At 71.1% G+C, this 25,194-nt stretch carries 25 protein-coding genes and 1 tRNA gene; 14 read left to right on the top strand and 12 right to left on the bottom strand.

Translation table 11 applies throughout. The annotated features are described in order from the left end of the window. Positions 1-10 precede the first annotated feature (10 nt). The gene (locus ACYVLJ_RS00775; protein WP_460437412.1) at positions 11-997 is read right to left on the bottom strand and encodes an Mce/MlaD family protein; all 987 of its coding nucleotides are present in this window, start codon (positions 995-997) and stop codon (positions 11-13) included. Positions 998-1,066: 69 nt separating this feature from the next. Beyond that, on the bottom strand, positions 1,067-2,257 hold the full coding sequence (locus ACYVLJ_RS00770; protein ID WP_460437411.1) for a Rossmann-fold NAD(P)-binding domain-containing protein: 1,191 nt from the start codon (positions 2,255-2,257) through the stop codon (positions 1,067-1,069). 129 nt (positions 2,258-2,386) lie between these two features. On the opposite strand from ACYVLJ_RS00770, the gene ACYVLJ_RS00765 reads away from it, so the two are divergent. Next, positions 2,387-3,040: a TetR/AcrR family transcriptional regulator gene (locus ACYVLJ_RS00765; RefSeq protein WP_451967808.1), complete on the top strand. Its 654-nt coding sequence runs from the start codon at positions 2,387-2,389 to the stop codon at positions 3,038-3,040. Here ACYVLJ_RS00765 and ACYVLJ_RS00760 read toward each other — a convergent pair. Together ACYVLJ_RS00760 and ACYVLJ_RS00755 are read right to left on the bottom strand one after the other, a co-directional pair. Next, positions 3,037-3,312, bottom strand: coding sequence for a YggT family protein (locus ACYVLJ_RS00760; protein WP_451967806.1), 276 nt, complete (start codon positions 3,310-3,312; stop codon positions 3,037-3,039). The genes ACYVLJ_RS00765 and ACYVLJ_RS00760 overlap by 4 nt on opposite strands. A gap of 65 nt (positions 3,313-3,377) precedes the next feature. Continuing rightward, the gene (locus tag ACYVLJ_RS00755; RefSeq protein ID WP_460437410.1) at positions 3,378-4,292 is read right to left on the bottom strand and encodes an MBL fold metallo-hydrolase; all 915 of its coding nucleotides are present in this window, start codon (positions 4,290-4,292) and stop codon (positions 3,378-3,380) included. 74 nt (positions 4,293-4,366) lie between these two features. On the opposite strand from ACYVLJ_RS00755, the gene ACYVLJ_RS00750 reads away from it, so the two are divergent. Further along, the gene (locus ACYVLJ_RS00750) at positions 4,367-5,245 is read left to right on the top strand and encodes a cupin domain-containing protein (protein WP_460437409.1); all 879 of its coding nucleotides are present in this window, start codon (positions 4,367-4,369) and stop codon (positions 5,243-5,245) included. Continuing rightward, positions 5,242-5,826: a DinB family protein gene (locus ACYVLJ_RS00745; protein ID WP_460437408.1), complete on the top strand. Its 585-nt coding sequence runs from the start codon at positions 5,242-5,244 to the stop codon at positions 5,824-5,826. The genes ACYVLJ_RS00750 and ACYVLJ_RS00745 overlap by 4 nt, the downstream gene beginning before the upstream one ends. Positions 5,827-5,956: 130 nt before the next feature. Here the strand turns inward: ACYVLJ_RS00745 and ACYVLJ_RS00740 are convergent. Then, a tRNA-Arg gene (locus ACYVLJ_RS00740) sits at positions 5,957-6,029 on the bottom strand. 151 nt (positions 6,030-6,180) lie between these two features. Here ACYVLJ_RS00740 and ACYVLJ_RS00735 point away from each other — a divergent pair. Beyond that, positions 6,181-7,281 carry an epoxide hydrolase family protein gene (locus ACYVLJ_RS00735; RefSeq protein ID WP_451967800.1) on the top strand — a complete coding sequence of 367 codons (1,101 nt, stop codon included), beginning with the start codon at positions 6,181-6,183 and terminating at the stop codon, positions 7,279-7,281. Here ACYVLJ_RS00735 and ACYVLJ_RS00730 read toward each other — a convergent pair. Continuing rightward, positions 7,278-8,108: an SDR family oxidoreductase gene (locus ACYVLJ_RS00730; protein ID WP_460437407.1), complete on the bottom strand. Its 831-nt coding sequence runs from the start codon at positions 8,106-8,108 to the stop codon at positions 7,278-7,280. The two genes, ACYVLJ_RS00735 and ACYVLJ_RS00730, sit on opposite strands and share 4 nt — an antisense overlap. Before the next feature lie 107 nt (positions 8,109-8,215). Between ACYVLJ_RS00730 and ACYVLJ_RS00725 the strand changes: the two genes are divergently transcribed. After that, complete coding sequence (locus ACYVLJ_RS00725; RefSeq protein WP_460437406.1) at positions 8,216-8,635, top strand: MarR family winged helix-turn-helix transcriptional regulator; 420 nt, start codon at positions 8,216-8,218, stop codon at positions 8,633-8,635. Between the two features lie 154 nt (positions 8,636-8,789). Beyond that, positions 8,790-9,710: a cation diffusion facilitator family transporter gene (locus tag ACYVLJ_RS00720; RefSeq protein ID WP_460437405.1), complete on the top strand. Its 921-nt coding sequence runs from the start codon at positions 8,790-8,792 to the stop codon at positions 9,708-9,710. Here ACYVLJ_RS00720 and ACYVLJ_RS00715 read toward each other — a convergent pair whose 3' ends face one another. Continuing rightward, on the bottom strand, positions 9,711-10,424 hold the full coding sequence (locus ACYVLJ_RS00715) for a DUF305 domain-containing protein (protein ID WP_451967792.1): 714 nt from the start codon (positions 10,422-10,424) through the stop codon (positions 9,711-9,713). Beyond that, a complete protein-coding gene (locus tag ACYVLJ_RS00710) occupies positions 10,421-11,224 on the bottom strand; it encodes a DUF3105 domain-containing protein (protein WP_451967790.1) in 804 nt (267 codons plus the stop codon). The genes ACYVLJ_RS00715 and ACYVLJ_RS00710 overlap by 4 nt, the downstream gene beginning before the upstream one ends. Before the next feature lie 196 nt (positions 11,225-11,420). Here ACYVLJ_RS00710 and argS point away from each other — a divergent pair, with 196 nt between their 5' ends. From argS to rho, 6 genes are all read left to right on the top strand, one after another. Continuing rightward, a complete protein-coding gene (gene argS, locus ACYVLJ_RS00705) occupies positions 11,421-13,082 on the top strand; it encodes an arginine--tRNA ligase (protein WP_460437404.1) in 1,662 nt (553 codons plus the stop codon). A gap of 3 nt (positions 13,083-13,085) precedes the next feature. Beyond that, positions 13,086-14,516 (top strand): diaminopimelate decarboxylase, encoded by a 1,431-nt coding sequence (gene lysA / locus ACYVLJ_RS00700; RefSeq protein ID WP_451967786.1) that lies wholly within the window; start codon positions 13,086-13,088, stop codon positions 14,514-14,516. Positions 14,517-14,521: 5 nt separating this feature from the next. Next, complete coding sequence (locus ACYVLJ_RS00695; RefSeq protein WP_451967784.1) at positions 14,522-15,832, top strand: homoserine dehydrogenase; 1,311 nt, start codon at positions 14,522-14,524, stop codon at positions 15,830-15,832. Continuing rightward, positions 15,829-16,890: a threonine synthase gene (thrC, locus tag ACYVLJ_RS00690; protein WP_460437403.1), complete on the top strand. Its 1,062-nt coding sequence runs from the start codon at positions 15,829-15,831 to the stop codon at positions 16,888-16,890. Before ACYVLJ_RS00695 ends, thrC begins: the two co-directional genes overlap by 4 nt. After that, on the top strand, positions 16,887-17,774 hold the full coding sequence (thrB, locus tag ACYVLJ_RS00685; RefSeq protein WP_451967780.1) for a homoserine kinase: 888 nt from the start codon (positions 16,887-16,889) through the stop codon (positions 17,772-17,774). The genes thrC and thrB overlap by 4 nt, the downstream gene beginning before the upstream one ends. A gap of 399 nt (positions 17,775-18,173) precedes the next feature. Then, on the top strand, positions 18,174-20,138 hold the full coding sequence (gene rho / locus ACYVLJ_RS00680; RefSeq protein WP_460437402.1) for a transcription termination factor Rho: 1,965 nt from the start codon (positions 18,174-18,176) through the stop codon (positions 20,136-20,138). A 52-nt stretch (positions 20,139-20,190) separates the two neighbouring features. On the opposite strand, the gene ACYVLJ_RS00675 is transcribed toward rho, so the two are convergent. Then, positions 20,191-20,646, bottom strand: a complete 456-nt coding sequence (locus ACYVLJ_RS00675; RefSeq protein ID WP_460437401.1) for a CHAP domain-containing protein — start codon at positions 20,644-20,646, stop codon at positions 20,191-20,193. Between the two features lie 218 nt (positions 20,647-20,864). Here ACYVLJ_RS00675 and rpmE point away from each other — a divergent pair, with 218 nt between their 5' ends. Continuing rightward, on the top strand, positions 20,865-21,092 hold the full coding sequence (gene rpmE, locus ACYVLJ_RS00670) for a 50S ribosomal protein L31 (RefSeq protein ID WP_003102730.1): 228 nt from the start codon (positions 20,865-20,867) through the stop codon (positions 21,090-21,092). A gap of 77 nt (positions 21,093-21,169) precedes the next feature. Then, on the top strand, positions 21,170-22,240 hold the full coding sequence (prfA, locus tag ACYVLJ_RS00665; protein WP_460437400.1) for a peptide chain release factor 1: 1,071 nt from the start codon (positions 21,170-21,172) through the stop codon (positions 22,238-22,240). 8 nt (positions 22,241-22,248) lie between these two features. On the opposite strand, the gene wsfD is transcribed toward prfA, so the two are convergent. Genes wsfD through ACYVLJ_RS00650 form a run of 3 tightly spaced genes read right to left on the bottom strand, consistent with a single transcriptional unit; the run spans position 22,249 to position 25,126 of the window. Continuing rightward, the gene (wsfD, locus tag ACYVLJ_RS00660) at positions 22,249-23,703 is read right to left on the bottom strand and encodes a glycan biosynthesis hexose transferase WsfD (RefSeq protein WP_451967772.1); all 1,455 of its coding nucleotides are present in this window, start codon (positions 23,701-23,703) and stop codon (positions 22,249-22,251) included. 17 nt (positions 23,704-23,720) lie between these two features. Further along, positions 23,721-24,152 (bottom strand): GtrA family protein, encoded by a 432-nt coding sequence (locus tag ACYVLJ_RS00655; RefSeq protein ID WP_460437399.1) that lies wholly within the window; start codon positions 24,150-24,152, stop codon positions 23,721-23,723. Next, positions 24,149-25,126 carry a glycosyltransferase family 2 protein gene (locus ACYVLJ_RS00650; protein WP_460437398.1) on the bottom strand — a complete coding sequence of 326 codons (978 nt, stop codon included), beginning with the start codon at positions 25,124-25,126 and terminating at the stop codon, positions 24,149-24,151. Before ACYVLJ_RS00650 ends, ACYVLJ_RS00655 begins: the two co-directional genes overlap by 4 nt. Positions 25,127-25,194 lie beyond the last annotated feature (68 nt).

The raw sequence follows: 25,194 nt of genomic DNA, 5'->3' as shown, positions 1-25,194 counted from the left end.
CACGCGCGGTTCAGCCGTGGCAGCCTTCCTCGTTGAGCGGGCCGATCGACGGCAGCAGCAGCCCGCAGAGGTAGCCGTCGATGAACCGGCCGTTCCCGGCGAGGTTCGTGGCGAGCCGGACCAGCGGCGCGAACCCCTTGATGCCGGCGGCGAGCGCGTCCTGGTTGCGTTGCAGCATCGAGGTCAGCTGGTCGAGCTGGGTGAGCAGCGGGCCGACCTGCGCCTGGTTGTCGTCGATCAACCCGGACAGCTCGGCGCCGAGCTGCCGCGAGCCGTCGAGCAGTGTGCTGATCGCCTGCTCCCGGTTGCTGACCTCGGAGAGCAGTTCGTTGCCGTCGTTCAGGAGCTGCTGCACGGCGGCGTCGCGGTCGACGAGCGTCCGGGAGACGACCCGCGTGTTGCCGAGCAGGGTGGCGAGCTGGTTGTCGCGCGTGGCGAGGGTGTCCGAAAGCCGGGACAGCCCGCTGAGCGCGGCCCGGACGCTCTGCGGCGTATTCGCCAGCGTCGCCGACAGCGTGTCGAAGCTCTTCGCCAGCTGAGCCGTGTCGATGGTGTCCACAGTGGACGAAAGTTTCCCGAACGCCGCGAGGACGTCGTAGGGAACGCTGGTGCGTGAACGCGGAATCGGCGTCCCCGGGTCGAGCGTCCCCTCGCCCTGCGGGTCGAGCGCGAGGTACTTCTGGCCGAGCACGGTCTTCAGCCGGATCGCCGCGCCCGTCGCGTCGCCGAGCCACGCGCCCTTGACGCGGAAGGAAATGAGCACGTGGTCACCGCGCAGCTCGACGTCCGAGACGCGCCCCACTTCGACGCCGGCGACGCGGACGTCGTTGCCTTCGAAGATCCCGGCCGCCTCGCTGAATTCGGCAGAGTAGGTCGTGCCGTCGCCGATGATGGGGAGCGAGCGCGCGTTCAGGGCGGCGAACACGCCCAGGGCCAGCACGGCCAGTCCGGCGAGGGCCGTCCTGACCGGGGCGTCGGCGGCCCGGCGTATTGACATGGCGTCAAGAGTGACGCACCTCACGTCCGGCCGCCAGCCGAGTCCCCCGATGAGACGAAGATCGTAGCGTCACGCCGAGGTCAGCGCCGGGTACTCGCGATATTCGAGCGCGTTGGCCGCCCGGTCGGTCATCCAGGTGAACACCCGGCCGAACAGCCGCGTGCTGATCATCTTGTAGGCGCGGTTGCGGCTGCGGATCTTCGCGACCGTGCGCGGCGCGAGGAAGTTGCCCGAGCCCTTGCCGTTCTTCTGGCCGACCGTGGCCGGCTTGCGCAGCCGTTCTTCGTACTTCGCGAACGCCTTCACGTGGTCGCCGCCGGCCGCCGTGAGCTCGCCGGCCAGCACCTGGGCGCCCATCATGGCGAGCCCGGTGCCGGACCCGCCCGGCCCGGCGCACCAGGCGGCGTCGCCGAGCAGCACGACGCGGCCCTTCGACCAGCGGTCCAGGTGGATCTGGCTGATCGAGTCGACGTACAGGTCGGTCGCGTGCGGCAGGGCTTCGAGCAGCTTCGGCGTCTCCCAGCCGGTGTCCGCGAACAGCTGCGAAACCAGCGCGCGCTGTTCTTCCGGGGTGCGGTGGCGGACTTCGACGCCGTCGGCCGCGAAGACCAGGCTGACGTGCAGCCGGTCCGGCAGCCGGTGGCTGCCCACGGTCAGGCCGCGACCCGGTTCGTTGTACATCACGCTCGTGTGGTCCAGGCCGAGGTGGTTGGGCGCGGTGAACCCGGCGATGCCGAAGCCGAGGTCGTGGCGGAAGTCCGTCTCGGGCCCGAACGCGGCCGCCCGGACGCCGGAGTGCACGCCGTCGGCTCCCACGACGAGGTCGAACTTCCGCGGCGCGCCGCGCCGGAAGGTGACCTCGACCCCGTCGGCGACCTCGGTGAGGCTCGTGACGCGGTCGCCGAAGACGTATTCGGTGGCGTCCTTGGTGTGGTCGTACAGGATCCGCGCGAGGTCGCCGCGCAGGATCTCGACCTCGCCGCTCCAGGCGGCCCCCGGCACGGTCAGCGCCGGCCGCGCGTCGAGGCCGAGCACGGTCTGGTCGCCCATCGCGGTTTCGTGGCGGCGGATGTCGTCGAGGACGCCCATCGCGCGCAGCAGCTTCACCTGCTCGCCGCGGAAGTCGACGGCCTGGCCGCCGGGCCGCAGCGCGGGCGCGGTCTCGACGAGGGTCACGCGGTAGCCGTGGCGGTGCAGCCAGTACGCCGCGGACGGGCCGGCGATGCCGGCCCCGGACACGAGCACGGTCTTGGCGGTCATCGGAGGTTCCTCTCGGTCGGTGTGCCTCCGAGACTGCGCGCCGCCGCTGACGGTTCTCGCACGGTTCGCTGACGGCCGCGAATCGCCGCTCGGCCGGTGGGGCCCGGTTCGAGTGGCTAGCATGGCGCGGTGGACCAGTCCGCCGCAGGCCGGATCCCGCAGGACGGCGATGATGCCGCGGTCGAAGCGCGCATCCTGATCGCCGCCGCGCACGTCATCGCCGACGAGGGGTTCGGCCGGCTGAAGCTCGGAGCGGTCTGCGCCCGGTCCGGGTATGCGAGGTCCGTGATCTACCAGCACTTCGGCGACAAGGACGGCCTGGGGAAACGGCTCGTCGAGTACGCCGTGGAGGAGTTCACCGTCGCCTACAGCGAGGCCGTCGCGGCACGGACCGGCGCGGCCACCGCGACACCGATGGACATGCTGCGCGCGCTGCTGGACATCATCTTCGAGCTGGTCCGCACGATGCCGACGCTCAACCAGGCGTTCCTGGCGCTCTGGGGCGACGGCGCGGCGGAGTACTCGGCCCTGCGCGGCGCGCTGACCGAGGCCGACCGCCGGTTCCGGTTCGCCATCGCCCAGACCGTGGCCAGCGGCGTCGCGGACGGCACGATCACCGGCGTCCGCGACGCGGATTCGTACGCCTCGGCGCTGCTGGCTCAGCTGCGCGGGATCTCGATGCAGGCGCTCATCGACCCCGACGGCGTCGACCTGCGCGGTCTGCGCGCCGAACTGGAGAGCGGCATCGACCGGTTGTCCGCGGGCTTCCGCGGCACCCTTTAGAGCGCGAAGACGATCCCGCGCAGCACGACCACCCCGATGAACACGAGCGTGAAGGCGAGGTCGAGCGAGATCCCGCCGATCCGCACCGGCCGCACCACCCGCCGGACCGGCCCGATGACCGGCTCGGTGGCGGAGTAGGCCAGGCTGCGGGCCCGCCGCGCCCACGGCGGGCTGTCGGCCAGCATGCCGACCCAGTCCAGCACCATCCGCGCGATCAGCACCAGCAGGTACAGGCTCAGCGCGAAGCCGAGCAACGTCCACAGCGCACCCATGGTTCCTCCGTTCTCCCTACCCGGTGAACGCGGGGGAGCCGCGGGGAGTGCCAGATCTGTCCGATTCACAGGCTTTCAACAGAATCGCCCGCCCAACGCCGGATGGCGAACCGGCTGCCGTCGCGCTCGACTTCGGCGGCACCGGGCCCGGCGAAGTGGGCGGGCACGACGAGCTCGTGGTCGTCCGCGGCGCGTGCCAGCACGCGCCGCCGGGTGATCGCGGCCTGCGTCTCGTCTTCGCAGAAGCAGCTGCTGTGCCGGGGTTCGAGGATCTGGACCGGGCTGTGCAGCAGGTCGCCGACGAACACGGCGCGGTCGCCGCCCGAAGCCAGCCGGACGATCGACGAGCCCGGGGTGTGGCCGGGGGCGGCTTCGAGCGTGAGGTTGCCGTCGATGCGGTGGTTTTCCTCCCACAGAACGGCTTTGCCGAGCACGGGCGCGACGCTGTCGGCGTAGACCAGCAGGCTGCCTTCACGGCGCAGCTGGTCGTGTTCGGTGCGCGGCGCGGGGCGGCGGTGGGCGTTGCGCGGGTCGAAGTAGGTCTGGTCGGCGCGCGGGATGAGGTAGGTGGCGTTGGGGAAGGTGGGGACCCAGTCGCCGTCGCGCAGTTCGGTGTTCCAGCCGACGTGGTCGTAGTGGATGTGGGTGTTGACGACGACGTCGACGTCTTCGGGGCGGACGCCGGCGTCGGCGAGGCGGGCGAGGAAGTGCGTGGCCAGGTGGTCGAAGAGCGGGATCTGGGGGCGGTCGCGGTCGTTGCCGACGCCGGTGTCGACGAGGATCGTCTTGCCTTCGCTGCGCAGCACCCAGGTCTGGACCGCGCCGCGGTAGCCGACGGTGCCGGGGTTCCAGTGGTCGGGCGCGAGCCAGTCCGCGTTGTCCTGCCACAGCTCGGGCGGGCTCGGGACGATGGTCCGCGCCGGGGCGATCTCGCCCTGCCACTCGAGCACCTTCACGACTTCGACGTCACCGATGTGCATACGTTCACTGTGACGCTCACGTCTGAGCTTCTCAATGCTTGTAATGCTCGTTCTGATGCGCGATCGTCTTGAGTGTGGACTTGCTGAGCGACGCGATTGCGGCGGTGCGGATCGGGCAGCCGACGTCGAACCGGCTGCGTGCGGGCGCCGAGTGGTGCTACCGCTTCGCGCCGTACGAGGGCGCGGGCTTCCACGTGCTGCTGCGCGGAACCGGCTGGCTGGTCCCGGACGGCGGCGAGCCGGTGCGGCTGGGCCCGGGCGACGTGGTCCTGGTCCCGCACGGCGGCGCGCACACGCTTTCGTCCCGGCCGGACGCGTCGGGCGCGGTGCCGTTCGAAGCGGCGGTGGCCGACCCGGACGGCGCAACGGAGTTCCTGTGCGGCAAGTACCGCCTGGCCCACGCCCGCCGGCACCCGCTGCTGGAGAGCCTCCCGGAGGTCGTCCACATCCCGGCACGCGTCGGTGCGTTCCCGGAGCTCCGCGCGGCGATCGACCTGCTGGGCGGCGAGGTGACGGCGCACCGCCCGGGCTCGGCGACGGCGTTGACGGGCCTGCTGGACCTGCTGCTGGTCTACCTGATCCGGGCGTGGCTGACGGAGAACCCGGCCGCGGGCTGGCCCCAGGCGTTGCGCGACCCGCCGATCGCGGCGGCGCTGGAGGCGGTGCACGCGAACCCGGAAGCACCGTGGCGCACGGAAGATCTGGCCGCCCGGGTGGGCCTGTCGCGCGCGACCCTGGCCCGCCGGTTCACGACGTCGACGGGCCGGCCGCCGATGGCGTACGTGACGTGGTGGCGCCTGACGACGGCGGCGCGGCTCCTGCAGGACACGGACCTGCCCCTGCCGTCGATCGCGGCGAAGATCGGCTACGGCTCGCCTTTCGCGTTCTCCCACGCGTTCAAGCGCCAGTTCGGCGTCGCCCCGGGGACCTACCGGCTAGGCTCACGATCATGACGCAGGTGCCGGCAGACGACCTCGACGCAGCAGCGGCATGCCTGGCCGAAGCCCTGAACCCGGCCACTTCCGAAGACTGGACGTCGGCACCGGGCACGGGCGACCTGACCGCCTGGCAGACGGCCGAGCACATCGGCGACTGCCTGCTGTCGTACGCGGCCCAGCTGGCTTCCGGGCGCCCCAGCGGTTTCGTGCCTTTCCTGGCCACACTGGAAAAGGACGCCTCCCCGGCGGACGCCCTGCAGTTCGCCCGGACAGCGGCGGCAATCCTGGCAGCTGTGGTCCGCTCGTCCCCAGCCGAGTCCCGCGCCTACCACCCGACAGGCACCTCGGACCCGGCCGGCTTCGCGGCAATGGGCTGCGCAGAGGTGTTGGTCCACGGCGAAGACATGGCCCGAGCCCTGGGCGCAAAGCTCAACCCCCCACCAGAAATCTGCACCCGAACACTGGCCCGCCTCTTCCCGCACTTGGGCGACGTCTCGGACCTGGACCCGTGGACGGCCCTGCTGTGGGCAATGGACCGCAGAGAACTCCCGAACCGCCCAAGCCAGTCAGGCTGGCGCTGGCAAGGCGAGCCATAACACCCAACCCGACCACACGCTGGGGGTCCGGGGGCGCGCCCCCGGCGGGGGCTTGGGGGCTCGGCCCCCAAAAACAAAGAACCCGAGGCAAGGTTCGTGCACTCCACGAACACACCTCGGGCGTCTCGGGTGCCCTTGGCAGGATTCGAACCTGCGACACCTGCCTCCGGAGGGCAGTGCTCTATCCCCTGAGCTACAAGGGCCCATCGCTGGGCGACCACCAAAGCTTAGCGCATCACTCCGGACCTTCGCGGGCAGGTGGGTCCACGCAAGGTTCCGCTGGTCAGAACGGTGTTTGTTGATCGATTCGAGCGGGAGTCGCTAGCGTGGGAAGCCCACCTGAAGGAGTCCGAGATGGTCAAGCCGTTCTTGGTGCCTCTCGACGAGGCCGATGTCGCCGACCTGCGGGAGCGACTTCGGCGGACTCGGTGGCCGGAGGCCGAGACCGTTGGGGACTGGTCGCAGGGGGTGCCGCTGGAGTACGTGCGGGAGCTGTGCCGGGACTGGGGTGAGGAGTACGACTTCGGGTTCGCCGCGCGGCTGAACGCCTTTCCGCAGTTCCGGGCCGAGGTCGACGGGGTCGGGCTGCACTTCATGCACGTCCGGTCGCCGGAGGCGGGGGCGTTGCCGCTCGTGCTCACGCACGGGTGGCCCGGGTCCGTGGTGGAGTTCCTCGACGTCGTCGGGCCGCTGACCGATCCCGCGAAGTACGGCGGGGATCCGGCCGACGCCTTCCACGTCGTCGCTCCGTCGCTGCCCGGGTTCGGGTGGAGTGACAAGCCCGCGCTGAAGATCCCGCGGGTCGCGGAGCTCTTCGACCTGCTCATGCAGGAGCTCGGTTACGAGCGCTACGGCGCGCAGGGTGGAGACTGGGGTGCCGCCATCACGAACTCGCTCGCGCGGTTCGGGCGGGCTGTCGGGGTGCACGTCAACTTCGCGCCCGTGCGGTTGACCTCCGACGACCCGACGCCCGGGGAGCGCCGGGCGCTCGCCGACCTGGAGGAGTTCCGGCGGACCGGCAGCGGCTACTCCGGCCAGCAGGGCACGCGGCCGCAGACGCTCGGCTACGGCCTCACCGACTCGCCCGCCGGGCAGGCCGCCTGGATCGCCGAGAAGTTCTGGGCCTGGACCGACCACAAGGGGAACCCGGAAGACGCGGTCGACCGGCAGAAGATCCTCGACGACGTCTCCGTCTACTGGTTCACCGCGACCGCGGCCTCGTCGGCGCGGATGTACTGGGAGAACACCGACGGCGACCGGTCCACAGTGGACGTCCCGGCCGGGGTTTCGGTGTTCCCCAAGGAGATCGTGCGGCCGTCGCGGCGGCAGGCCGAGCAGCGCTACACCGACCTGCGGTGGTTCGAGGAGCTGCCCGTCGGCGGCCACTTCGCCGCGCTGGAGCAGCCGGAGCTGTTCGTCGAGCAGGTCCGCGGCTTCTTCCGGCTGGTGCGCTAGGCGAGCCAGCCGGTCGTCAGGCGCTGCACGGCCGAACCGTCGTTGTCGGCGAACTTGAGGCCCGTGAACGCCTCGGCCTGCTTCGACGTCTGGATGCGGAACGCGGGCGCGTCGGCCGTCATCGCGTCCAGGATCACCTCGGCGACCTCGTCGGCCGTCTGCGCGCCCTCGAACGACTTCGAGACGTTCTCGACGTACTTCTGCAGGGACTCCGCGTAGGGGCCGGCTTCGGCGAAGAGCTGTTCGCCGACGCCGATGTTGGCGACGAACTCGGTGGCGACCGCGCCCGGCTCGATGACGGACACCTTGACGCCCTGGGCCGCCGCGACCGGCGCGAGGGATTCCATCATGCCTTCGACGGCGAACTTCGCCGCGCAGTAGGCCTCGTTGAAGGGCTGGCCGACGGCGCCGCCGATGCTGGTCACCGTGAGCAAGCGGCCGCCGCTCGCGCGCAGCGCCGGCATCGCGGCCTTCGTCATCTCGACGACGCCGAAGAAGTTGACCTCCATGGTCGCGCGGACAGCGGAGACCGGCTCCTGCTCGATCGTGCCGACGTGCCCCGCGCCGGCGTTGTTGACCAGCACGTCGAGCCGGCCGTAGTCGGCGAGGACGCCCTCCACCGTCGTGCGGACGGACTCGGCGTCGGTGACGTCGAGCCGGCGGATGTCGAGCTCGAGGTCGCCGGCGGCTTCGCGCAGGCGGCCGGCGCGGGCGGGGTCGCGCAGGGTGGCGACCGTCCGGAAGCCCGCGCGGGCCGCCTGGACCGCCAGGGCGAGCCCGATCCCGGTGGACGTGCCGGTGATCAGGGCGACGCGGTCGTTGCTCATCGGGAGCACCTCGATGTGGTTGAGAGAGATGATGGTTAATGTAGTGAACTAAAACCACTATAGGCATGGATGGTTCATGTCGTCAACTATCGGCCTACACTCGGTGGATGACCGCTGATCCGATCACTGACGACGTCGTCGCCCTGCTCGCGCGGATCGTCGACCGGTTCGTCGGCTCCTACGAGTCCGCGGCGGCCGCGCAGGGGCTGACGACGGTGCAGGCCAAGGTGCTCGAAGCGCTGGGGGAGCCGCTGCCGATGCACCGCATCGCCGAGAAGCTGAAGTCCGAGCGCTCGAACGTGACGGGGATCATCGACCGCCTCGAGGCGCGCGGCCTGGTCGAACGCCGGGCCGACGAGCGCGACCGGCGGATCAAGAACATCGTGGCCACGCCCGCGGGTGCGGTCCTGGCGCGCGACTTCCGCCGCTCGCTGGGGTTCGCGGCGGAACCCCTGGCGGCGCTCGGTCCCGAAGATCGTGTCCGATTGCGCGACCTGCTGCGGCGGATGGTCGGCGGCGAAGCGTAACGAGTCCGCCTGGCGGGAAACCCCGGCTGGTGGATTGGTCGGCATCGGCCCGCGGAGTAGCTTTCGGGTGGGTGAACTTAGGCTGCCCTCTGTTGCATATATGCGCATTCGACTATATGTTTGGCCCGGACGCAGAACCGGGAGCGGAGGCGAAATGGGACACGGCCACGGACACGGGCACGTGAGCGCGCCCGCGAGCGCGTCGGGCCGGTACGTGCGGAGCCTGACCATCGCCCTGGGCATCGGCGCCGGTTTCATGGTGCTGGAGTTCGTCGTCGGCTTCACGACTGGCTCACTGGCCCTGATCTCGGACGCCGCGCACATGTTCACCGACGTCCTCGGGGTCGGCATGGCGCTCACCGCGATCGTCCTGGCGCGCCGCAGCGGGCCCACCGTCAGCCGCACGTTCGGGCTGTACCGCGCGGAGGTGCTGGCCGCCCTCGCGAACGCCGTCCTGCTGTTCGGTGTCGCGGGGTACGTCCTGGTCGAGGCCATCGGCCGGATCGGCGACCCGCCCGCGGTGCCCGGCCTGCCGGTGCTGCTGGCCGCGACGGCCGGGCTCGCGGCCAACATCGTGTCCTTCGCCGTGCTGCGCTCCGGTGCTAAGGAGAGCCTGAACGTCCGCGGCGCGTACCTCGAGGTGCTGGCCGACCTGATCGGCTCGGTCGGCGTGCTGGTCAGCGGCGCGCTGACGCTGCTGACGGGCTGGCGCTACGCCGACCCGATCATCGGTGTCGCGATCGGGCTGTTCGTGCTGCCCCGCACGTGGACGCTCGCCCGGCGGGCGCTGCGGATCCTCTTCCAGCACGCGCCGCGGGGGGTCGACGTCGGGGCGATCAGCGCGGAGCTGTCCGCCCTGCCGGGGGTCGCGGACGTGCACGACCTGCACGTCTGGACGCTGACCTCGGGCATGGAGGTGGCTTCGGCGCACCTGACGCTCGCGCCGCCCGCACAGCAATCGGACGTCTTGACGGAAGCGCAGAACCTGCTGGCCTCGCGGTACGCCATCGAGCACGCGACGCTGCAGGTGGAAGCGCCGCAGTGCGCGCGGCGCTGCCAAGAGCTCAGCTGGTAGCTAGGCGGGCAGCGGCTGGGCGCCCCGGCCCGAAAGCATCAGCTTCATCTGGTCCATCTCCGCGCCCTGCGACGTCAGGATGCTGTTCACCAGGGCCTTCAACGCCGGCAGCGTCGAATGCGCCGACGCGTACTGGGCCATCGACGTGCCGCCCTGGTGGTGGCGGAGCATCAGCTGCAGGAAGTAGACGTCGAACTCGCGGCCCGACAGCGAACGCAGCTTGGCCAGCTCCTTGTCGGTCGCCATGCCCGGCATCAGCGCGCCGCCCGCCGGGTTGACCGACGACGGGGCCATCGACATGCCGTCGTGGCCCGGCATCGGTTCCGTCATCCACTGCATCGGCGCGCCGATCGGCTGCTCCGGCTGGTCCCACAGCATGAGCCAGCCCTTCATGCGGCCGACCTGCTCGAGCTGCGTGCGCTCGATGTCGAACGCCAGCTGCTTGATCTCCGGGTCGGTCGTGCGGTCGCGGGCGATGCCCGCCATCGTGACCGCCTGGAGGTGGTGCGTCGACATGTCCTGCGCGAAGCCGACCTCGACCGAGCCGGCCGCCGGGGTGGCGGTGGCCGGCTCGTCGACGGCGCGGGTGATGAACATCCCGGCCGTCGCGCCGATCAGCAGGACCGCCAGCAGCGTCCCGCCGATGATCACCCAGCGCGACCAGGTCGGCTGCTCGGTGGCCTCTTCCGCGTCGAGGTCGGCTTCGGTGCTCACTGGGACGGCTTGCCCGACGGCGCCGGGGCGGACGGCTGCTGGCTCATGCCGCCTTCACCCTGGGCGGACGTGCTGCCCTTGTAGTCCATCGGCTTGGCGTCGGGACCGGGCTTCGACGGGTCGAACGGCGGCGGGTTGTCCGGGTCGAACTGGCCGGGGACCGCGTCGCAGGACGCGCCGACCTCGGGGTACACGCCGTTCGGGTTGCTGCGCAGGGCCGCGATGAACTCGTCGATGCGGGGGTCGTTCGCGTCGTCCAGCTTGAGCTGGTGACCCCACGACTGCAGCGAGATCGGCTTGTCGAGGCCCGGGTAGGGCGACATGATCGTGAACGGCTTGTCCTTGACACGCACGCTCAGCAGGTTCAGCGCGTCACCGGTGATCTGCTGCGGGTTGTAGGCGATCCAGACGGTGCCGTGCTCCAGCGCGTGCACCATGTTCTCGGTGCGGACCGCGTTCGGGTACACGATGCCGGTGCAGGTGGCCCACGTCTGGTCGTGCGGGCCGCCGAACGGCGGCGAGTGGTCGTAGGCGACGCGCTCGGTCGGGAGGACGTGGACGCTGCCGGTGTAGGTCGCGGTGATCACGCCGGGGATGCGCTTCGAGGGGTCCGGGTCCTGCGCGCTGGGCGCGAACGCGGCGGCGGCGGCTTCACGGTCGGCCTGGTCGCGCTTCGGCGCCGACTTCACCATGTAGTAGGTGATCACCGAGGCGGCCAGCGCCACGATGGCGACGACGGCGATGATGGTGCCCCACGGCGTGCCCTTCTTGCTCACCACGGAACCGCGGGCCGCCTTCACCGCCGACCCCTTTTTCCGAGTTGTCCCGTTCGCCATGGCTCCCGCGTTCTCCCTCTGGTGGCTGCGGACGGATTCCCGCCCCGGCCAGTGTAGAGACCACCCGTCTGATCACCGTTAACACCTCACGGGGATGCGCGCCGTGACGTGGCCGAGACCGATGAAAGCGCCCCACCAGGGCACACCTAGAATTCGACGAGTGACTCCCGCCGCTCTCGCCGACCTGGTCCGCAGCTCCGCCGTGCAGGTGCTCGCCGCACGCGGCATCGACGACGCCGTGCTGCCGGAGCAGGTGACCATCGAACGCCCGCGCAACCCCGACCACGGCGACTACGCGACGAACCTGGCCCTGCAGGTGGCCAAGAAGGCCGGCCTGAAGCCGCGCGACTTCGCCGAGGCGCTGGCCGAGGCGGTCTCGGCGGACGACGGCGTGGACTCGGCCGAGGTCGCGGGCCCCGGCTTCCTCAACTTCCGGCTCGCCGCGGCCGCGCAGGGCGACATCGTGCGCCAGGTGCTCGACGCCGGCGCCGCGTACGGCCGCGGGGACGCGCTGGCCGGCACGAAGATCAACCTCGAGTTCGTCTCGGCGAACCCGACCGGTCCGATCCACCTGGGCGGCACGCGCTGGGCCGCGGTCGGCGACGCGCTGGGCCGGGTGCTGGCCGCGCAGGGCGGGGACGTCACCCGCGAGTACTACTTCAACGACGCCGGCGCCCAGATCGACCGCTTCGTCCGGTCCCTGATCGCCGCTGCGAAGGGCGAGCCGGCCCCGGAGGACGGCTACGCGGGCGGCTACATCAACGACATCGCCGCCGAGGTCATCAAGGCCGAGCCGAGCGCGCTTTCCCTGCCCGAAGAGCAGCGGCACGAGACGTTCCGCCGGATCGGCATCGAGCTGATGTTCACCGAGATCAAGGACAGCCTGCACGAGTTCGGCACCGACTTCGACGTCTTCTTCCACGAGAACTCGCTGCACGAGTCGGGCGCCGTCGACGCCGCCGTCCAGGAGCTGAAGGACTCCGGCAACCTCTACTTCGAAGACGGCGCCTGGTGGCTGAAGTCGACGGAGTACGGCGACGACAAGGACCGCGTCGTCATCAAGCAGGACGGCAACCCGGCCTACATCGCCGGTGACCTGGCCTACTTCAAGGACAAGCGCAACCGCGGCTTCGACCTGTGCATCTACATGCTCGGCGCGGACCACCACGGCTACATCGCCCGGCTGAAGGCCGCGGCCGCCGCGTTCGGCGACGACCCGGCGACGGTCGAGGTCCTCATCGGACAGATGGTCAACCTGGTCAGCGACGGCAAGCCGGTGCGGATGTCCAAGCGCGCGGGCACCGTGATCACCATGGAGGACCTCGTCGAGGCCGTCGGCGTCGACCCGGCCCGCTACGAGCTGATCCGCTACTCGGTGGACTCCACTTTGGACGTCGACCTGGACCTGCTGCGCAAGCACTCCAACGACAACCCCGTCTACTACGTCCAGTACGCGCACGCGCGCCTGTGCACGATGCTCCGCGGGGCCGACGACCTCGGCCTCAAGTCCGCCGGGGACGTCGACCTGGGCCTGCTGACGCTGCCGGTCGAAGGCGACCTGATCCGCACGATCGGCGAGTTCCCGGAGACCGTGCGCCGCGCCGCCGAAATGCGGGAGCCGCACCGGATCGCGCGCTACCTGGAGGAGCTGGCGGGCGCGCTCCACAAGTTCTACGCGGTCCGCGAGGCCCGCGTGCTGCCCAAGGGCGACGAGGAGGCCACGCCGGCCAACCACGCCCGGGTGGCGCTCTGCGAGGCGGCGCGCGTGGTGCTCGCCAACGGTCTCGCGCTGGTCGGTGTCTCCGCTCCGGAACGGATGTAAGAAATGGCGCACCCCGCGGGCCCCAGGCACGCCGACGTCTACCCCCACGCCGACACCTCCGGGCTCCAGCCCTCGGGGGCCGAAGAGCTCGACAAGCTGCCCGCGAAGGTGTGGCCCCGCAACACCTTCCGCGCCGCCGACGGCGTCGTGCGGATCGCCGGGGTCGACGTCCGCGAGCTCGCCGAGAAGCACGGCACGCCGCTGTTCGTGGTCGACGAGGCCGACTTCAAGTCCCGGTGCGCGGACTACGCCGAGGCGTTCGACGACCCGACGCTCGTGCACTACGCGTCGAAGGCGTTCCTCTCCATCGAGATCGCCCGCTGGGTGGCCGAGCAGGGGCTGAGCCTCGACGTCTGCAGCGGCGGCGAGCTCGCCGTGGCGCAGCGCGCGAACTTCCCGGCCGAGCGGATCACCTTCCACGGCAACAACAAGTCGCCCGCGGAGCTCGAAGCCGCGGTCGTCGCGGGGGTCGGCACGATCGTGCTCGACTCCTACTACGAGATCGCCCGGCTGGCCGACATCGCCGCGCGCCACGACGTCGTGCAGGCGGTGCTGATCCGGGTCACGGTCGGCGTCGAGGCGCACACCCACGAGTTCATCGCGACCGCGCACGAGGACCAGAAGTTCGGCTTCTCCCTCGCGAGCGGCGACGCCGCCGAAGCGGTGCGCCGGGTGCTCAACGCGCGTTCGCTCAAGCTGGTCGGCCTGCACAGCCACATCGGCTCGCAGATCTTCGACGCCGACGGCTTCGAGGTCGCCGCCCGCCGCGTCGTCGGGCTGCTCGCCGACCTGGCCAAGGAGCACGGGCCCGAGCTGCTGGACCAGCTGAGCCTGGTCGACCTCGGCGGCGGGTTCGGCATCGCCTACACCGAGAAGGACAACCCGCCCCCGCCGGCGCAGATGATCACGCAGATCCGCGAGATCGTCCGCAAGGAGTGCGCGTACGCGGGCCTGCCGGTGCCGCGCATCGCGGGCGAGCCGGGCCGCGCGATCGCCGGGCCCGGCACGATCACGCTCTACGAGGTCGGGACGATCAAGGACGTCTCGCTCGGCGACGAGTCGGCGCGCCGGTACGTCAGCGTCGACGGCGGGATGAGCGACAACATCCGCACCGCGCTCTACGACGCGGTCTACGACGTCCGGCTGGTGTCCCGCTCCGCGGCCGACAACGACCAGCCGGTCCCGGCCGTGCTGTCCCGGGTCGTGGGAAAACACTGTGAATCCGGCGACATCGTCGTACGAGACTGCTGGCTGCCCGACACCCTGGCTCCCGGCGACCTGCTGGCGATCGCGGCGACCGGCGCCTACTGCTACTCGATGGCGAGCACGTACAACCGGCAGCCGCGCCCGGCGGTGGTCGCCGTGCGCAACGGCAGCTCCCGGCTGCTGCTGCGCCGCGAGACGACCGACGACATGCTGCGCCTGGAGGTCTGAACACAGTGGCTGCCCCACAGGAGAAGGCCATCAGGGTCGCCCTGCTCGGCTGCGGAACCGTCGGCGGCGAGGTCGCCCGGCTGCTCACCGAGCAGGCCGGTGAGCTGGCCGCGCGGGCGGGCGCGCCGGTCGAGCTGGCCGGCATCGCGGTCCGCCGCCCGGACAAGCACCCCGAGCTGCCGCCGGAGCTGCTGACGGCCGACGCCGAGAAGCTCGTCACGTCCGACGACGTCGACGTGGTGGTCGAGCTGGTCGGCGGCATCGAGCCGGTCCGCGGCTGGCTGCTCGCCGCGCTGAAGGCCGGCAAGTCCGTGGTCACGGCGAACAAGGCGCTGCTGGCCGAGCACTCCGCCGACCTGTTCGAGGCGGCCGACGCCGCGGGCGCCGACCTCTACTTCGAGGCCGCGGTGGCCGGGGCCATCCCGCTGCTGCGCCCGCTGCGCGAGTCCCTCGCCGGGGACCGCATCACCCGCGTGATGGGCATCGTCAACGGCACCACGAACTACATCCTGTCCGCGATGGACACCACCGGCGCCGGCTACGCCGAGACGCTCGACGAAGCCAGCCGCCTCGGGTACGCCGAGGCCGACCCGACCGCCGACGTCGACGGCTACGACGCCGCGTCCAAGGCCGCGATCCTGGCGTCGCTGGCCTTCCACACCCGCGTGACGGCGTCGGACGTGCACCGCGAGGGCATCGCGGACGTCACGGCCGCCGACCTCGCCGCGGCCCGCATGCTCGGCCGCACGGTCAAGCTGCTGGCCATCTGCGAGCGGGTGGCCGACGATGACGGCGTCGAGTCGGTTTCCGCCCGCGTGCACCCGGTGATGATCCCGCGCAGCCACCAGCTCGCGGGCGTCGGCGGCGCGTTCAACGCCGTCTACGTCGAGGCCGACGCCGCGGGCGAGCTGATGTTCTACGGCCAGGGCGCGGGTGGTGCGCCGACCGCGAGCGCGGTGCTCGGCGACCTCGTCGCGGTGGCGCGCAACCGCGTCGCCGGCGGCCGCGGCCCGCGCGAATCCGCGCACGCCGCGCTGCCGGTCCGGCCGATGGGCCAGACGCCGACCCGGTACCACGTAAGCCTTTCCGTCGCCGACCGCGCCGGGGTGCTCGCGCAGGTGGCGAACGCGTTCGCCGCGCACGGCGTGAGCATCGCGGCCGTGCGGCAGAGCGACGTCGGCGACCGCGCGAGCCTGGTCGTCGTGACGCACCAGGCCCCGGACGCGGCCCTGCAGTCCACTGTGGACGAGATCGCGAAGCTCGACGTCGTCCACGAAGTTGTCAGCGTCATGCGGGTGGAAGGCGAAGACCAGTGATCAGGCACCCCTGGCCGGGACTCATCGAGGCCTACCGGGACCGCGTCCCGGTCCCGGACGGCGCGCAGGTCGTGACGCTCGGGGAGGGCAACACGCCGCTGCTGCCCGCGCGGCACCTGTCCGAGCTGACCGGCTGCGAGGTCCACCTCAAGGTCGAGGGCGCGAACCCGACGGGCTCGTTCAAGGACCGCGGGATGACCGTGGCCATCACGCACGCGCTCGCCAGCGGGCTCAAGGCCGTGATCTGCGCGTCGACCGGCAACACCTCCGCCTCGGCCGCCGCGTACGCCGCCCGCGCGGGCCTCACCTGCGCCGTGCTGGTGCCGCAGGGGAAGATCGCGCTGGGCAAGCTCGCCCAGGCCGTGCTGCACGGCGCGCGGATCCTGCAGGTCGACGGCAACTTCGACGACTGCCTCGAGCTGGCCCGCAAGACCGCGAACGACTACCCGGTCACCCTGGTCAACTCGGTGAACCCGGTGCGCATCGCCGGCCAGAAGACCGCGGCCTTCGAAGTGTGCGACGTCCTCGGCGAAGCGCCGGACATCCACTGCCTGCCGGTCGGCAACGCGGGGAACATCACCGCCTACTGGGCGGGGTATTCGGAGTACGCCGCCGACGGTGTGGTGAAGAACACCCCGCGGATGTTCGGCTTCCAGGCCGCCGGCGCGGCGCCGCTCGTGCTGGGCGAGCCGGTGCGCGACCCGGACACGATCGCGACGGCGATCCGGATCGGCAGCCCGGCGTCGTGGACCGCCGCCGTGAAGGCGAAGGACGAGTCCGAAGGGCTCTTCGACGCCGTCACCGACGAGAAGATCCTCGAGGCGTACCGGCTGCTCGCCGGGCGCGAGGGCGTGTTCGTCGAGCCGGCGTCGGCCACCAGCGTGGCCGGCCTGCTGGCCACGGCCGCCGACGGCCGGCTGCCGCGCGGGTCCCGCGTGGTGTGCACCGTCACCGGCCACGGCCTGAAGGACCCGCAGACGGCGCTGGCGGGCAACGTCGAGGTCGAGCCGCTGGCCGTCGACCCCTCGGCGGTCGCGGCGGCGCTGGACCTGCGGTGAAGACCGCGTTCAAGGTCACCGTCCCGGCGTCGACGGCGAACATCGGGCCGGGCTTCGACGCCTTCGGCATGGCGCTGGCCCTGCACGACGTCGTCGAGGTGCGGGTCACCGACACCGGCCTCAAGGTCGAGGTGATCGACGCGGGCGCGGGCGGTGTCGCGGACGTCCCGACGGACGAGACGCACCTCGTGGTCCGCGCGATCCGGCGGACCTGCGCGCACCTCGGCGTCGAACCGCCCGGCCTGCACCTGCGCTGCTTCAACGCGATCCCGCACGCCCGCGGGCTCGGTTCGTCGGCGGCCGCGGTGGTGTCCGGTGTCGCCGCCGGGTACGCGCTGGCGGGCCGTGAAATCGACGCGTTCGGCGCGTTGCAGCTGGCCGCGGGCTTCGAGGGCCACGCCGACAACGCCGCGGCGAGCCTGTTCGGCGGGCTCGTCGTGGCCTGGTGCGAAGGCGGCGAGTTCCACGCCGAGCGGCTCGCGCCGCACGCGTCGATCCGGCCGGTCGTGGCCGTCCCCGCGGTGCGCTCGGCCACCGCGACCACCCGCGGCCTGCTGCCCGCGACCGTGCCCCACGCCGACGCCGCGCACAACGCCGGCCGCGCCGCGCTCGCCGTGCACGCGCTGACCGCGAAGCCGGAGCTGCTGCTCGCGGCCACCGAAGACCGCCTGCACCAGCACTACCGGGCCCCCGCGTACCCGGCGAGCGGCGAGCTGGTGGCGACGCTGCGTGCACGCAGCGTGGCCGCCGCCGTCTCCGGCGCGGGTCCCACGGTGCTCGCGCTGACCACCACGGGAATACTCCCGCCCGGCGTGGACGTTGACGGTTTCGACGTCTTCGAGCTGCCCGTGGATCTCACGGGTGTGCAGGTTGCGGCTCAGTAAAGGCTGGGTCACGTGGCAGCGGCCGGTCCCGCCACGCGGGGGGTGGTTGTTGCACCCGGCACCGGCGCGGTCTACCCTCGGGGGCGTTCGATCACCGTGCGTTTCCGCACCCGATGCCGGTCTCCGGATCGCATCCTTCGTTGATCCGCCGAATCCGCACCGCCTGGCAAGCGGGGTAACGCGGAGGAACGTAGGCGGGTTTCCGGTCTCGGCGGTGCCGAATTCCGTGTCCTCCGAATGGAGGACGCAAACCCCTGTGGTGGAGGCGCTCCAGCTGTGTTTCGCACGGCCGAAGAGCTCATCTCCCGTATCGGGGGGCAGTTACGCCGGTTCGCGATCAGAAGCGAGCGGCAGTCCGCTGATCCGCCTGGAGGCGTGGATCGGTCAGGAAGGACATGTGTGAGCAACACCGATCTTTTGAGCGACGTGGGTAGCAGCGCCGCGGAGTCGAACGGCACCACCCCCGCCCCCAAGAAGACGGTCGGCGGGTTGACCGGGAAGACCGTGGCGGAACTGCGTTCGCTGGCTGGGGAGCTCGGCGTCGGCGAGACGACGGGCATGCGCAAGGGCGATCTCATCGCCGCGATCCGCGAGCGTCAGGGCAAGTCGCGCAAGCGCCCGGCCGCCGAAACGCTGCCCCTCGAGGGCGTCGGCGAGCCGGTGAAGGCGTCGGCCCCGAAGGCCGAGCCCAAGGCCGAGGCGGCCGCCGCCCCGGTCGAGACCAAGCCGGAGCCCAAGGCCGAGGCCGCCGCGCCGGCGGACACCCAGCCGCAGGCCGAGCGCCCGCAGCAGGACAAGCAGGACGGCCAGCAGGGCCAGGACGGCCAGCCCGAAGAGGGCGGCCGCGGCCGGCGTCGCCGCGGGTCGAACCGCGCCGCCGGCGACGGCCAGGGCGGTGACCGCCAGCAGGGCGACCGGCAGCAGGGCGACCGGCAGCAGGGCGACCGGCAGCAGGGCGACCGCCAGCAGGGCCAGAGCGGCGGGGGCAACCGCGACCGCCAGCAGGGCCAGGGCGGCAACAACCGCAACGACAACCGCCAGCAGGACGGGAACCGCCAGCAGGGCGGCAACCGCGGCGGCGGTCAGGACAACCGCGCCCAGCAGCAGGACGACGACGAGGAAGGCGGCCGCCGCGGCCGTCGCTTCCGCGACCGTCGCCGCCGGGGCAGTGGTGGCGGCCAGCGCGACGGCGGTTCGCCGGACACCGAGATCCGCGAGGACGACGTCCTGCTGCCCGTCGCGGGCATCCTGGACGTGCTCGACAACTACGCGTTCGTGCGCACCTCCGGCTACCTCGCCGGCCCGAACGACGTGTACGTCTCGCTTTCGCTGGTCCGCAAGTACGGCCTGCGCCGCGGTGACGCCATCACCGGTGTCGTGCGCCAGCCGCGCGAGGGCGAGCAGCAGCGGCAGAAGTTCAACCCGCTGGTGCGTGTCGACTCCATCAACGGCCTGGAGCCGGACGAGGCCAAGCGCCGCCCGGACTTCACCAAGCTGACCCCGCTGTACCCGAACGAGCGGCTGCGCCTCGAGACCGAGTCGCACAAGCTCACGACCCGCGTGATCGACCTGATCATGCCGGTCGGCAAGGGGCAGCGCGCCCTGATCGTGTCGCCGCCGAAGGCCGGCAAGACCACGATCATGCAGGACATCGCGAACGCGATCTCCACGAACAACCCCGAGTGCCACCTGATGGTCGTCCTGGTCGACGAGCGTCCGGAAGAGGTCACCGACATGCAGCGCTCGGTGAAGGGCGAGGTCATCGCCTCGACCTTCGACCGGCCGCCGTCGGACCACACGTCGGTCGCGGAGCTGTCGATCGAGCGGGCCAAGCGCCTGGTCGAGATGGGCCACGACGTCGTCGTGCTGCTCGACTCGATCACCCGGCTGGGCCGCGCGTACAACCTGGCGGCCCCGGCGTCCGGCCGGATCCTGTCCGGTGGTGTCGACTCGACCGCGCTGTACCCGCCGAAGCGGTTCCTCGGCGCGGCGCGCAACATCGAGAACGGCGGCTCGCTGACCATCTTCGCCACGGCGATGGTGGAGACCGGGTCGACGATGGACACGGTCATCTTCGAGGAGTTCAAGGGCACCGGTAACGCGGAGCTCAAGCTGGACCGGAAGATCGCCGAGCGCCGGGTGTTCCCGGCCGTCGACGTCAACCCGTCGGGTACCCGCAAGGACGAGCTGCTGCTCTCGCCGGACGAGCTCGCGGTCACCGTGAAGCTGAGCCGGGTGCTGCACGCGCTCGACTCGCAGCAGGCCATCGACCTGCTGATCTCGCGGTTGCGCAAGACGAAGACGAACGTCGAGTTCCTCATGCAGGTCTCGAAGACCGCCCTCGGCGGCGGCGAAGACGACTGAGTCTCGTTCCGAGAAAGGGCCCTCCCGGTTCGCCCGGGAGGGCCCTTTCGCGTTACTGGTGGGGGACCGCGGCGGGCGTCCAGCCGCGGTAGTTGCTGAAGTAGCTCACGCTGGAGCCGTGGCCGATCGCGCCGCCGACGCTGGAGGCGTAGAAGCCGCCGTTGCCGTCCGCGATGCCGACGTGCCCGTACGCGCTGATGTTCCAGTAGACGAACGAACCGGCCGGCGGCGTGCCGGTGGTGTGCTTCGGGCTCGCGCCGTTCCAGTGCGCGTTCGCCGAGGCCCAGACGCCGGTGGTGCCGTAGGCGTTCTCGGCCGCCTTCTCGCAGAGCCCCTGGTAGGCGGTGCTGCCCAGGTGGTTCTTGTACCACTGGACCGCGCCGGCCGGGGTGCCGTCGCCCGCGGCCTGGATCGACGCGGCGGGTACCGCGGTCGCGACGGGGGCGGCCACCACCGCGGCCGTGCCGATGGTGGCGGCGACGGCCAAAGCAGTGAAGATATTTCGCATTACTCCTCCTGGCGGTGAGATAATCACGAAGGATCGCCAGGGTGCGCCGGCCGTGTACAAGATCCGTACAAACTTGACGCTTCAACCACCGGGAATAGCTGGTCAGCGGGGTGCGTTCCAGTGACCGTCTGCCCGTCTGGCAGAATTACCCGCTGAAGTCCGGCACCGGTTCACCCCGCGGAACGACTGGGGACCCGGAGCCAACGAGAGAGGACACCATGAAGAGCGGTATTCACCCCGAGTACGTGGTCACGAACGTGAACTGCGACTGCGGCAACAGCTTCACCACGCGCAGCACCAAGACCAGCGGCAACATCCACGTCGAGATCTGCTCGAACTGCCACCCGTTCTACACGGGCAAGCAGAAGATCATGGACACCGGTGGCCGGGTCGCGCGCTTCGAGGCTCGCTACGGCAAGCGCCAGAAGAAGGCCGACGCCAAGTAGCTTTTTCCACGGCGCCCACCCGCACGCGCGGGTGGGCGCCGTTGTTTTGGACGGACCCGGGCTGAGAGGTGGCAGAGGTGGATTCGAGCTCGCTCAAGGGGTTGCTCGCCGAGCACGCCGAGCTGGAGCAGCAGCTGGCGGACCCCGCGGTGCACGCCGACCAGGTGCGCGCCCGCAAGCTCGGGCGCCGCTACGCCGAGCTGACGCCGGTGATCCGCGCGGTCCACGAGCTCGACACCGCCCGCGACGACCTCGCGGCCGCACGGGAGATGGCCGCGGAGGACGCGGAGTTCGCCGCGGAAGCCGAAGAGCTGAGCGCGAAGATCCCCGAGCTGGAGTCGAAGCTCACCGAGCTGCTGCTGCCGCGCGACCCGTACGACGGCTCCGACGTCGTGATGGAGATCAAGTCCGGCGAGGGCGGCGAGGAGTCGGCCCTGTTCGCCGGCGACCTGCTGCGGATGTACCTGCGCTACGCCGAGCGCCACGGCTGGAAGGCCGAAGTGCTCGACTCGGTGGACTCCGACCTGGGCGGCTTCAAGGACGTCACGCTGTCGATCAAGACGAAGTCGGCCGTCGTCGACGGCGTCTGGTCCCGCCTGAAGTTCGAGGGCGGCGTGCACCGCGTCCAGCGCGTGCCGGCGACGGAGTCCCAGGGCCGGATCCACACGTCGGCGTCCGGGGTGCTCATCTACCCGGAGCCGGAGGAGGTCGAGGTCGAGATCGACCCGAACGACCTGCGCATCGACGTCTTCCGCTCGTCGGGCCCGGGCGGCCAGAGCGTCAACACGACCGACTCGGCGGTCCGGATCACGCACCTGCCGACGGGCATCGTGGTGTCGTGCCAGAACGAGAAGTCCCAGATCCAGAACCGCGCGCGGGCCCTGCAGGTGCTGCAGGCCCGGCTGCAGGCGATCGCGGAGGAGGAGGCGGCGGCCAAGGCGTCCGACGCCCGCAAGTCCCAGGTCCGCACGGTCGACCGCTCCGAGCGGATCCGGACGTACAACTTCCCGGAGAACCGGATTTCGGACCACCGCGTCAACTACAAGGCGTACAACCTGGACCAGGTCCTGGACGGCGACCTGGACGGCGTCCTGGACGCACTGGCGACGGCGGACCGAGAAGAGCGGCTGGCCGCCTCGGCGGGCTGAGCCGCGGCTCAGTGGACCGCGGGTGACTCCGGCTCGCGGAACGCGTCGAAGACTTCCGTGACCGGTTCCGGCTCGTCTTCCTCCGGAACGGGCCGAGCCGGCCGCGGGAAGAAGCTCAGCACCGCGAAAACGCAAGCCAGGACCGTCGGGAACAGCGTCAGCAGCTGGTGCTTCACGCCCTCGACGCCCTCGCCCAGCGCGGACAACCCGAACTGGCCCACCGCGAACAGCAGCAGGAAGAACACCACGATCCCGTACTCGCGCCGGTGGCGGCGGAACGCGCGGACCCCCGCCCAGCCGATCAGCAGCCAGAACGGCACCAGCGCGAACAGCCCCAGCGGGGCCGCCAGGGCCGACAGCCCGGAGAACACCGGCACCCGGTACTCCTTGGCCATCCGCGGCAGCCCCTCCGACTCCGCGAAGCTGCCCAGGCGCGACGGCCGCGCCGTCAGGGTGTCGACCGCGCCCTGCTGGAGGATCTGCAGCGTGCGCGCCGGGTGCGAGGCGTAGTACTGCAGGACGTTGCGGCGGCTGATCTTGTCCCGGAAGCCGGTGTAGTCCGCGTCCGTCCACGGGCTCACCTCCCACCAGCCCTTGCCGATGAACTTCTTCGCGCTCGGGGGCAGGCCCAGGGCCGTCAGGTCGGCGTCCGTGTCGTGCTTTCCGTCGACGATGCTGTCGAACACGACGTGGAACATGTTCGCCTCGCGGTACTCCGCGTTGGCCGGGTCGCCGTGGGCCTGCACCGCCGCCGTGCCCGCGCCGACGACCACCAGCACACCCAGCGGCAGCAGCCACCGCGCCCGGCCGCGTGCGCCCAGCGGGCGGACCAGGGCCAGCGCCAGCACGAACAGCGGGATCAGCAGCAGCGTCTGCGACTTCGCGTTGATGCCGATGAGCGCGCCCACGACGGTCAGCGCCGCACCCCAGTGGCGCCACGCGCCGGTGCGGCTCATCAGCAGCAGGCCGCCCGCCGTCAGCAGCATTCCGACGAACCCGGCGCCTTCGCTCAGCACCGACGCGAAGTAGCCGAAGAACGCCGAGTCGGCCATCACGAGCAGCAGGAGCACCGCCGCGATGACGCGGTTGCGGCGGCTCAGGTCCAGGCCGAGGACCGTCGCCGCGACGCCGGCCGCGACCAGCACGCACGTGATCGCGCCCAGCACCAGCAGGTTGAGCTCCGCCGGCGAGCCGAGCACCTTCCCCAGCTTGCTCGCGAGCCAGTCGAGCCACGCCTGGCTCGAGATGTAGTCGCTCCGGCACGCCGACCCGGGCCCGTAGCTGAAGTGCACGTAGTACTCGGACGCGAGCTCCGGGTGCCGGCCGCCGAGGTCGCACAGCAGGCGCCACCCGTCGCCGTTGTCGGCCATCCCGACCGGTCGTGGCACGAGGAACCGGATCAGCAGCACGCCCAGGGAAAGGACGAAGACGCCCAGGCCGAAACGCAGTTCACGGGGTCGCACGCGGCCAGCGTACGAGATCACGCCGAGTCGGCGGGCGGTGCACCGGGAACCGGCGAAACGGGCCGGTGGCGGAACACGACGTAGTGGTAGAGCAGGTAATTCCAGAACAGCCCGACGACGATCGCCGCGCCCTTCGGCACCAGCAGGCCCACCCCCGGGAACAGGGCGCTGACCAGGGTGATGACCCCGAACTGCACCACCCACAACCCGAACGCCGTGACGGCGAAGAAAAGCAGCGCCTGACGGCGGATGTCGCCGTCCTTCGCGCGGAACGTGAAGTTCCGGTTCAACGTGAACGAAAGCAGCATGCCGGCCGTCGTCGAAAGGAAATTGGCGACGAATGTCGGAACGCCCGCCGACGCCAGGATCGCGTAGCCGAGCGCGTCGACGAGCGTGTTGCCGACGCCGACGATCCCGAAGCGCAGCTGCGTGGCCGTGACGAGCCTCATCGCGCGGCGCTCCGCTCGCCGGCACCGGTGCGCACCGACGCGACCGTGTACAGCGGCCGGTTCTGCACCTGCGAGTACGTGCGGCCGATGTAGCTGCCGAGCACGCCGAGCATGATGATCTGGATGCCGCCGAGGAAGAACATCGCGATGGTGATGAACGCCCAGCCGGGCACCGCGGTCTGCGGCGCGAACAGCTTCACACCGATCACGTAGAGCACGCCGAGGAAGCTCAGCAGCGAGATCAGGTACCCCATGCGCGTGATCATCCGCAGCGGCGTGGTCGAGAACCCGAGGATGCCGTCGGCGGCGAAGCGCATCATCTTCGTCAGCGGGTAGCCGGTGACGCCCGCGTGGCGCCGGTCGCGGTCGAACAGCACCGCCGTCTGCCTGAACCCGACGTAGCTGACCAGGCCGCGCAGGAACCGGTCGCGCTCGCGGTACTTGCGCAGCTCGTCGACGACCTTGCGGTCGACCAGCCGGAAGTCGCCGGTGTTCTTCGGGATCTCGACCGCGGCCATCTTCTGCAGGAACCAGTAGAACGCGCTCGCGGTGAACCGCTTGAACGGCGAATCGCGGCGCGACCGGCGCTGCGCGTAGACGACCTCGTAGCCCTCTTCCCACTTCTCCAGCAGCTCGAGCGCCACCCGCGGCGGGTCCTGCAGATCGCTGTCCATGATGATCGCGGCGTCGGCGTCGACCAGGTCGAGCCCCGCGGTGACGGCCATCTGGTGCCCGAAGTTGCGGGACAGCTCCACGACCGTGACCCGCGGGTCGCGCGCGCCCAGCTCGGTGAGCCGCTCCAGGGAGGCGTCCCGGCTGCCGTCGTCGACGTAGACGAAGCTGAACTCGTACCGCTCGCCCAGGGGCGCGGTGACCTCGTCGACCGTGCGGTGCAGCAGGTCGATGTTCGCTTCCTCGTTGTAGATGGGGAAGATGAACGCGACCCGGCGGCGCGTGGTCGGCTCGGTCGGCACTGGCGCTCCCGGGTGGTCGGCGTCTCGGGCGTCGTGAAGATCGGCGGCGCCCCGGTCAGGATATCCAC

Source organism: Amycolatopsis stemonae (genome assembly GCF_054781455.1).
This window is presented reverse-complemented; position numbering and strand designations above follow the sequence as displayed.

What these genes read in the sequence shown, in the direction of transcription:
- ACYVLJ_RS00720 (WP_460437405.1), top strand. Translation starts at nt 8,790, where the DNA reads ATGGGACACGGCCACGGACACGGGCACGTGAGCGCGCCCGCGAGCGCG.
- ACYVLJ_RS00775 (WP_460437412.1), bottom strand. Translation starts at nt 997, where the DNA reads ATGTCAATACGCCGGGCCGCCGACGCCCCGGTCAGGACGGCCCTCGCC.
- ACYVLJ_RS00735 (WP_451967800.1), top strand. Translation starts at nt 6,181, where the DNA reads ATGGTCAAGCCGTTCTTGGTGCCTCTCGACGAGGCCGATGTCGCCGAC.
- ACYVLJ_RS00675 (WP_460437401.1), bottom strand. Translation starts at nt 20,646, where the DNA reads ATGCGAAATATCTTCACTGCTTTGGCCGTCGCCGCCACCATCGGCACG.
- ACYVLJ_RS00745 (WP_460437408.1), top strand. Translation starts at nt 5,242, where the DNA reads ATGACGCAGGTGCCGGCAGACGACCTCGACGCAGCAGCGGCATGCCTG.
- ACYVLJ_RS00725 (WP_460437406.1), top strand. Translation starts at nt 8,216, where the DNA reads ATGACCGCTGATCCGATCACTGACGACGTCGTCGCCCTGCTCGCGCGG.
- ACYVLJ_RS00655 (WP_460437399.1), bottom strand. Translation starts at nt 24,152, where the DNA reads ATGAGGCTCGTCACGGCCACGCAGCTGCGCTTCGGGATCGTCGGCGTC.
- ACYVLJ_RS00755 (WP_460437410.1), bottom strand. Translation starts at nt 4,292, where the DNA reads ATGCACATCGGTGACGTCGAAGTCGTGAAGGTGCTCGAGTGGCAGGGC.
- lysA (WP_451967786.1), top strand. Translation starts at nt 13,086, where the DNA reads ATGGCGCACCCCGCGGGCCCCAGGCACGCCGACGTCTACCCCCACGCC.
- ACYVLJ_RS00760 (WP_451967806.1), bottom strand. Translation starts at nt 3,312, where the DNA reads ATGGGTGCGCTGTGGACGTTGCTCGGCTTCGCGCTGAGCCTGTACCTG.
- ACYVLJ_RS00770 (WP_460437411.1), bottom strand. Translation starts at nt 2,257, where the DNA reads ATGACCGCCAAGACCGTGCTCGTGTCCGGGGCCGGCATCGCCGGCCCG.
- ACYVLJ_RS00730 (WP_460437407.1), bottom strand. Translation starts at nt 8,108, where the DNA reads ATGAGCAACGACCGCGTCGCCCTGATCACCGGCACGTCCACCGGGATC.
- rpmE (WP_003102730.1), top strand. Translation starts at nt 20,865, where the DNA reads ATGAAGAGCGGTATTCACCCCGAGTACGTGGTCACGAACGTGAACTGC.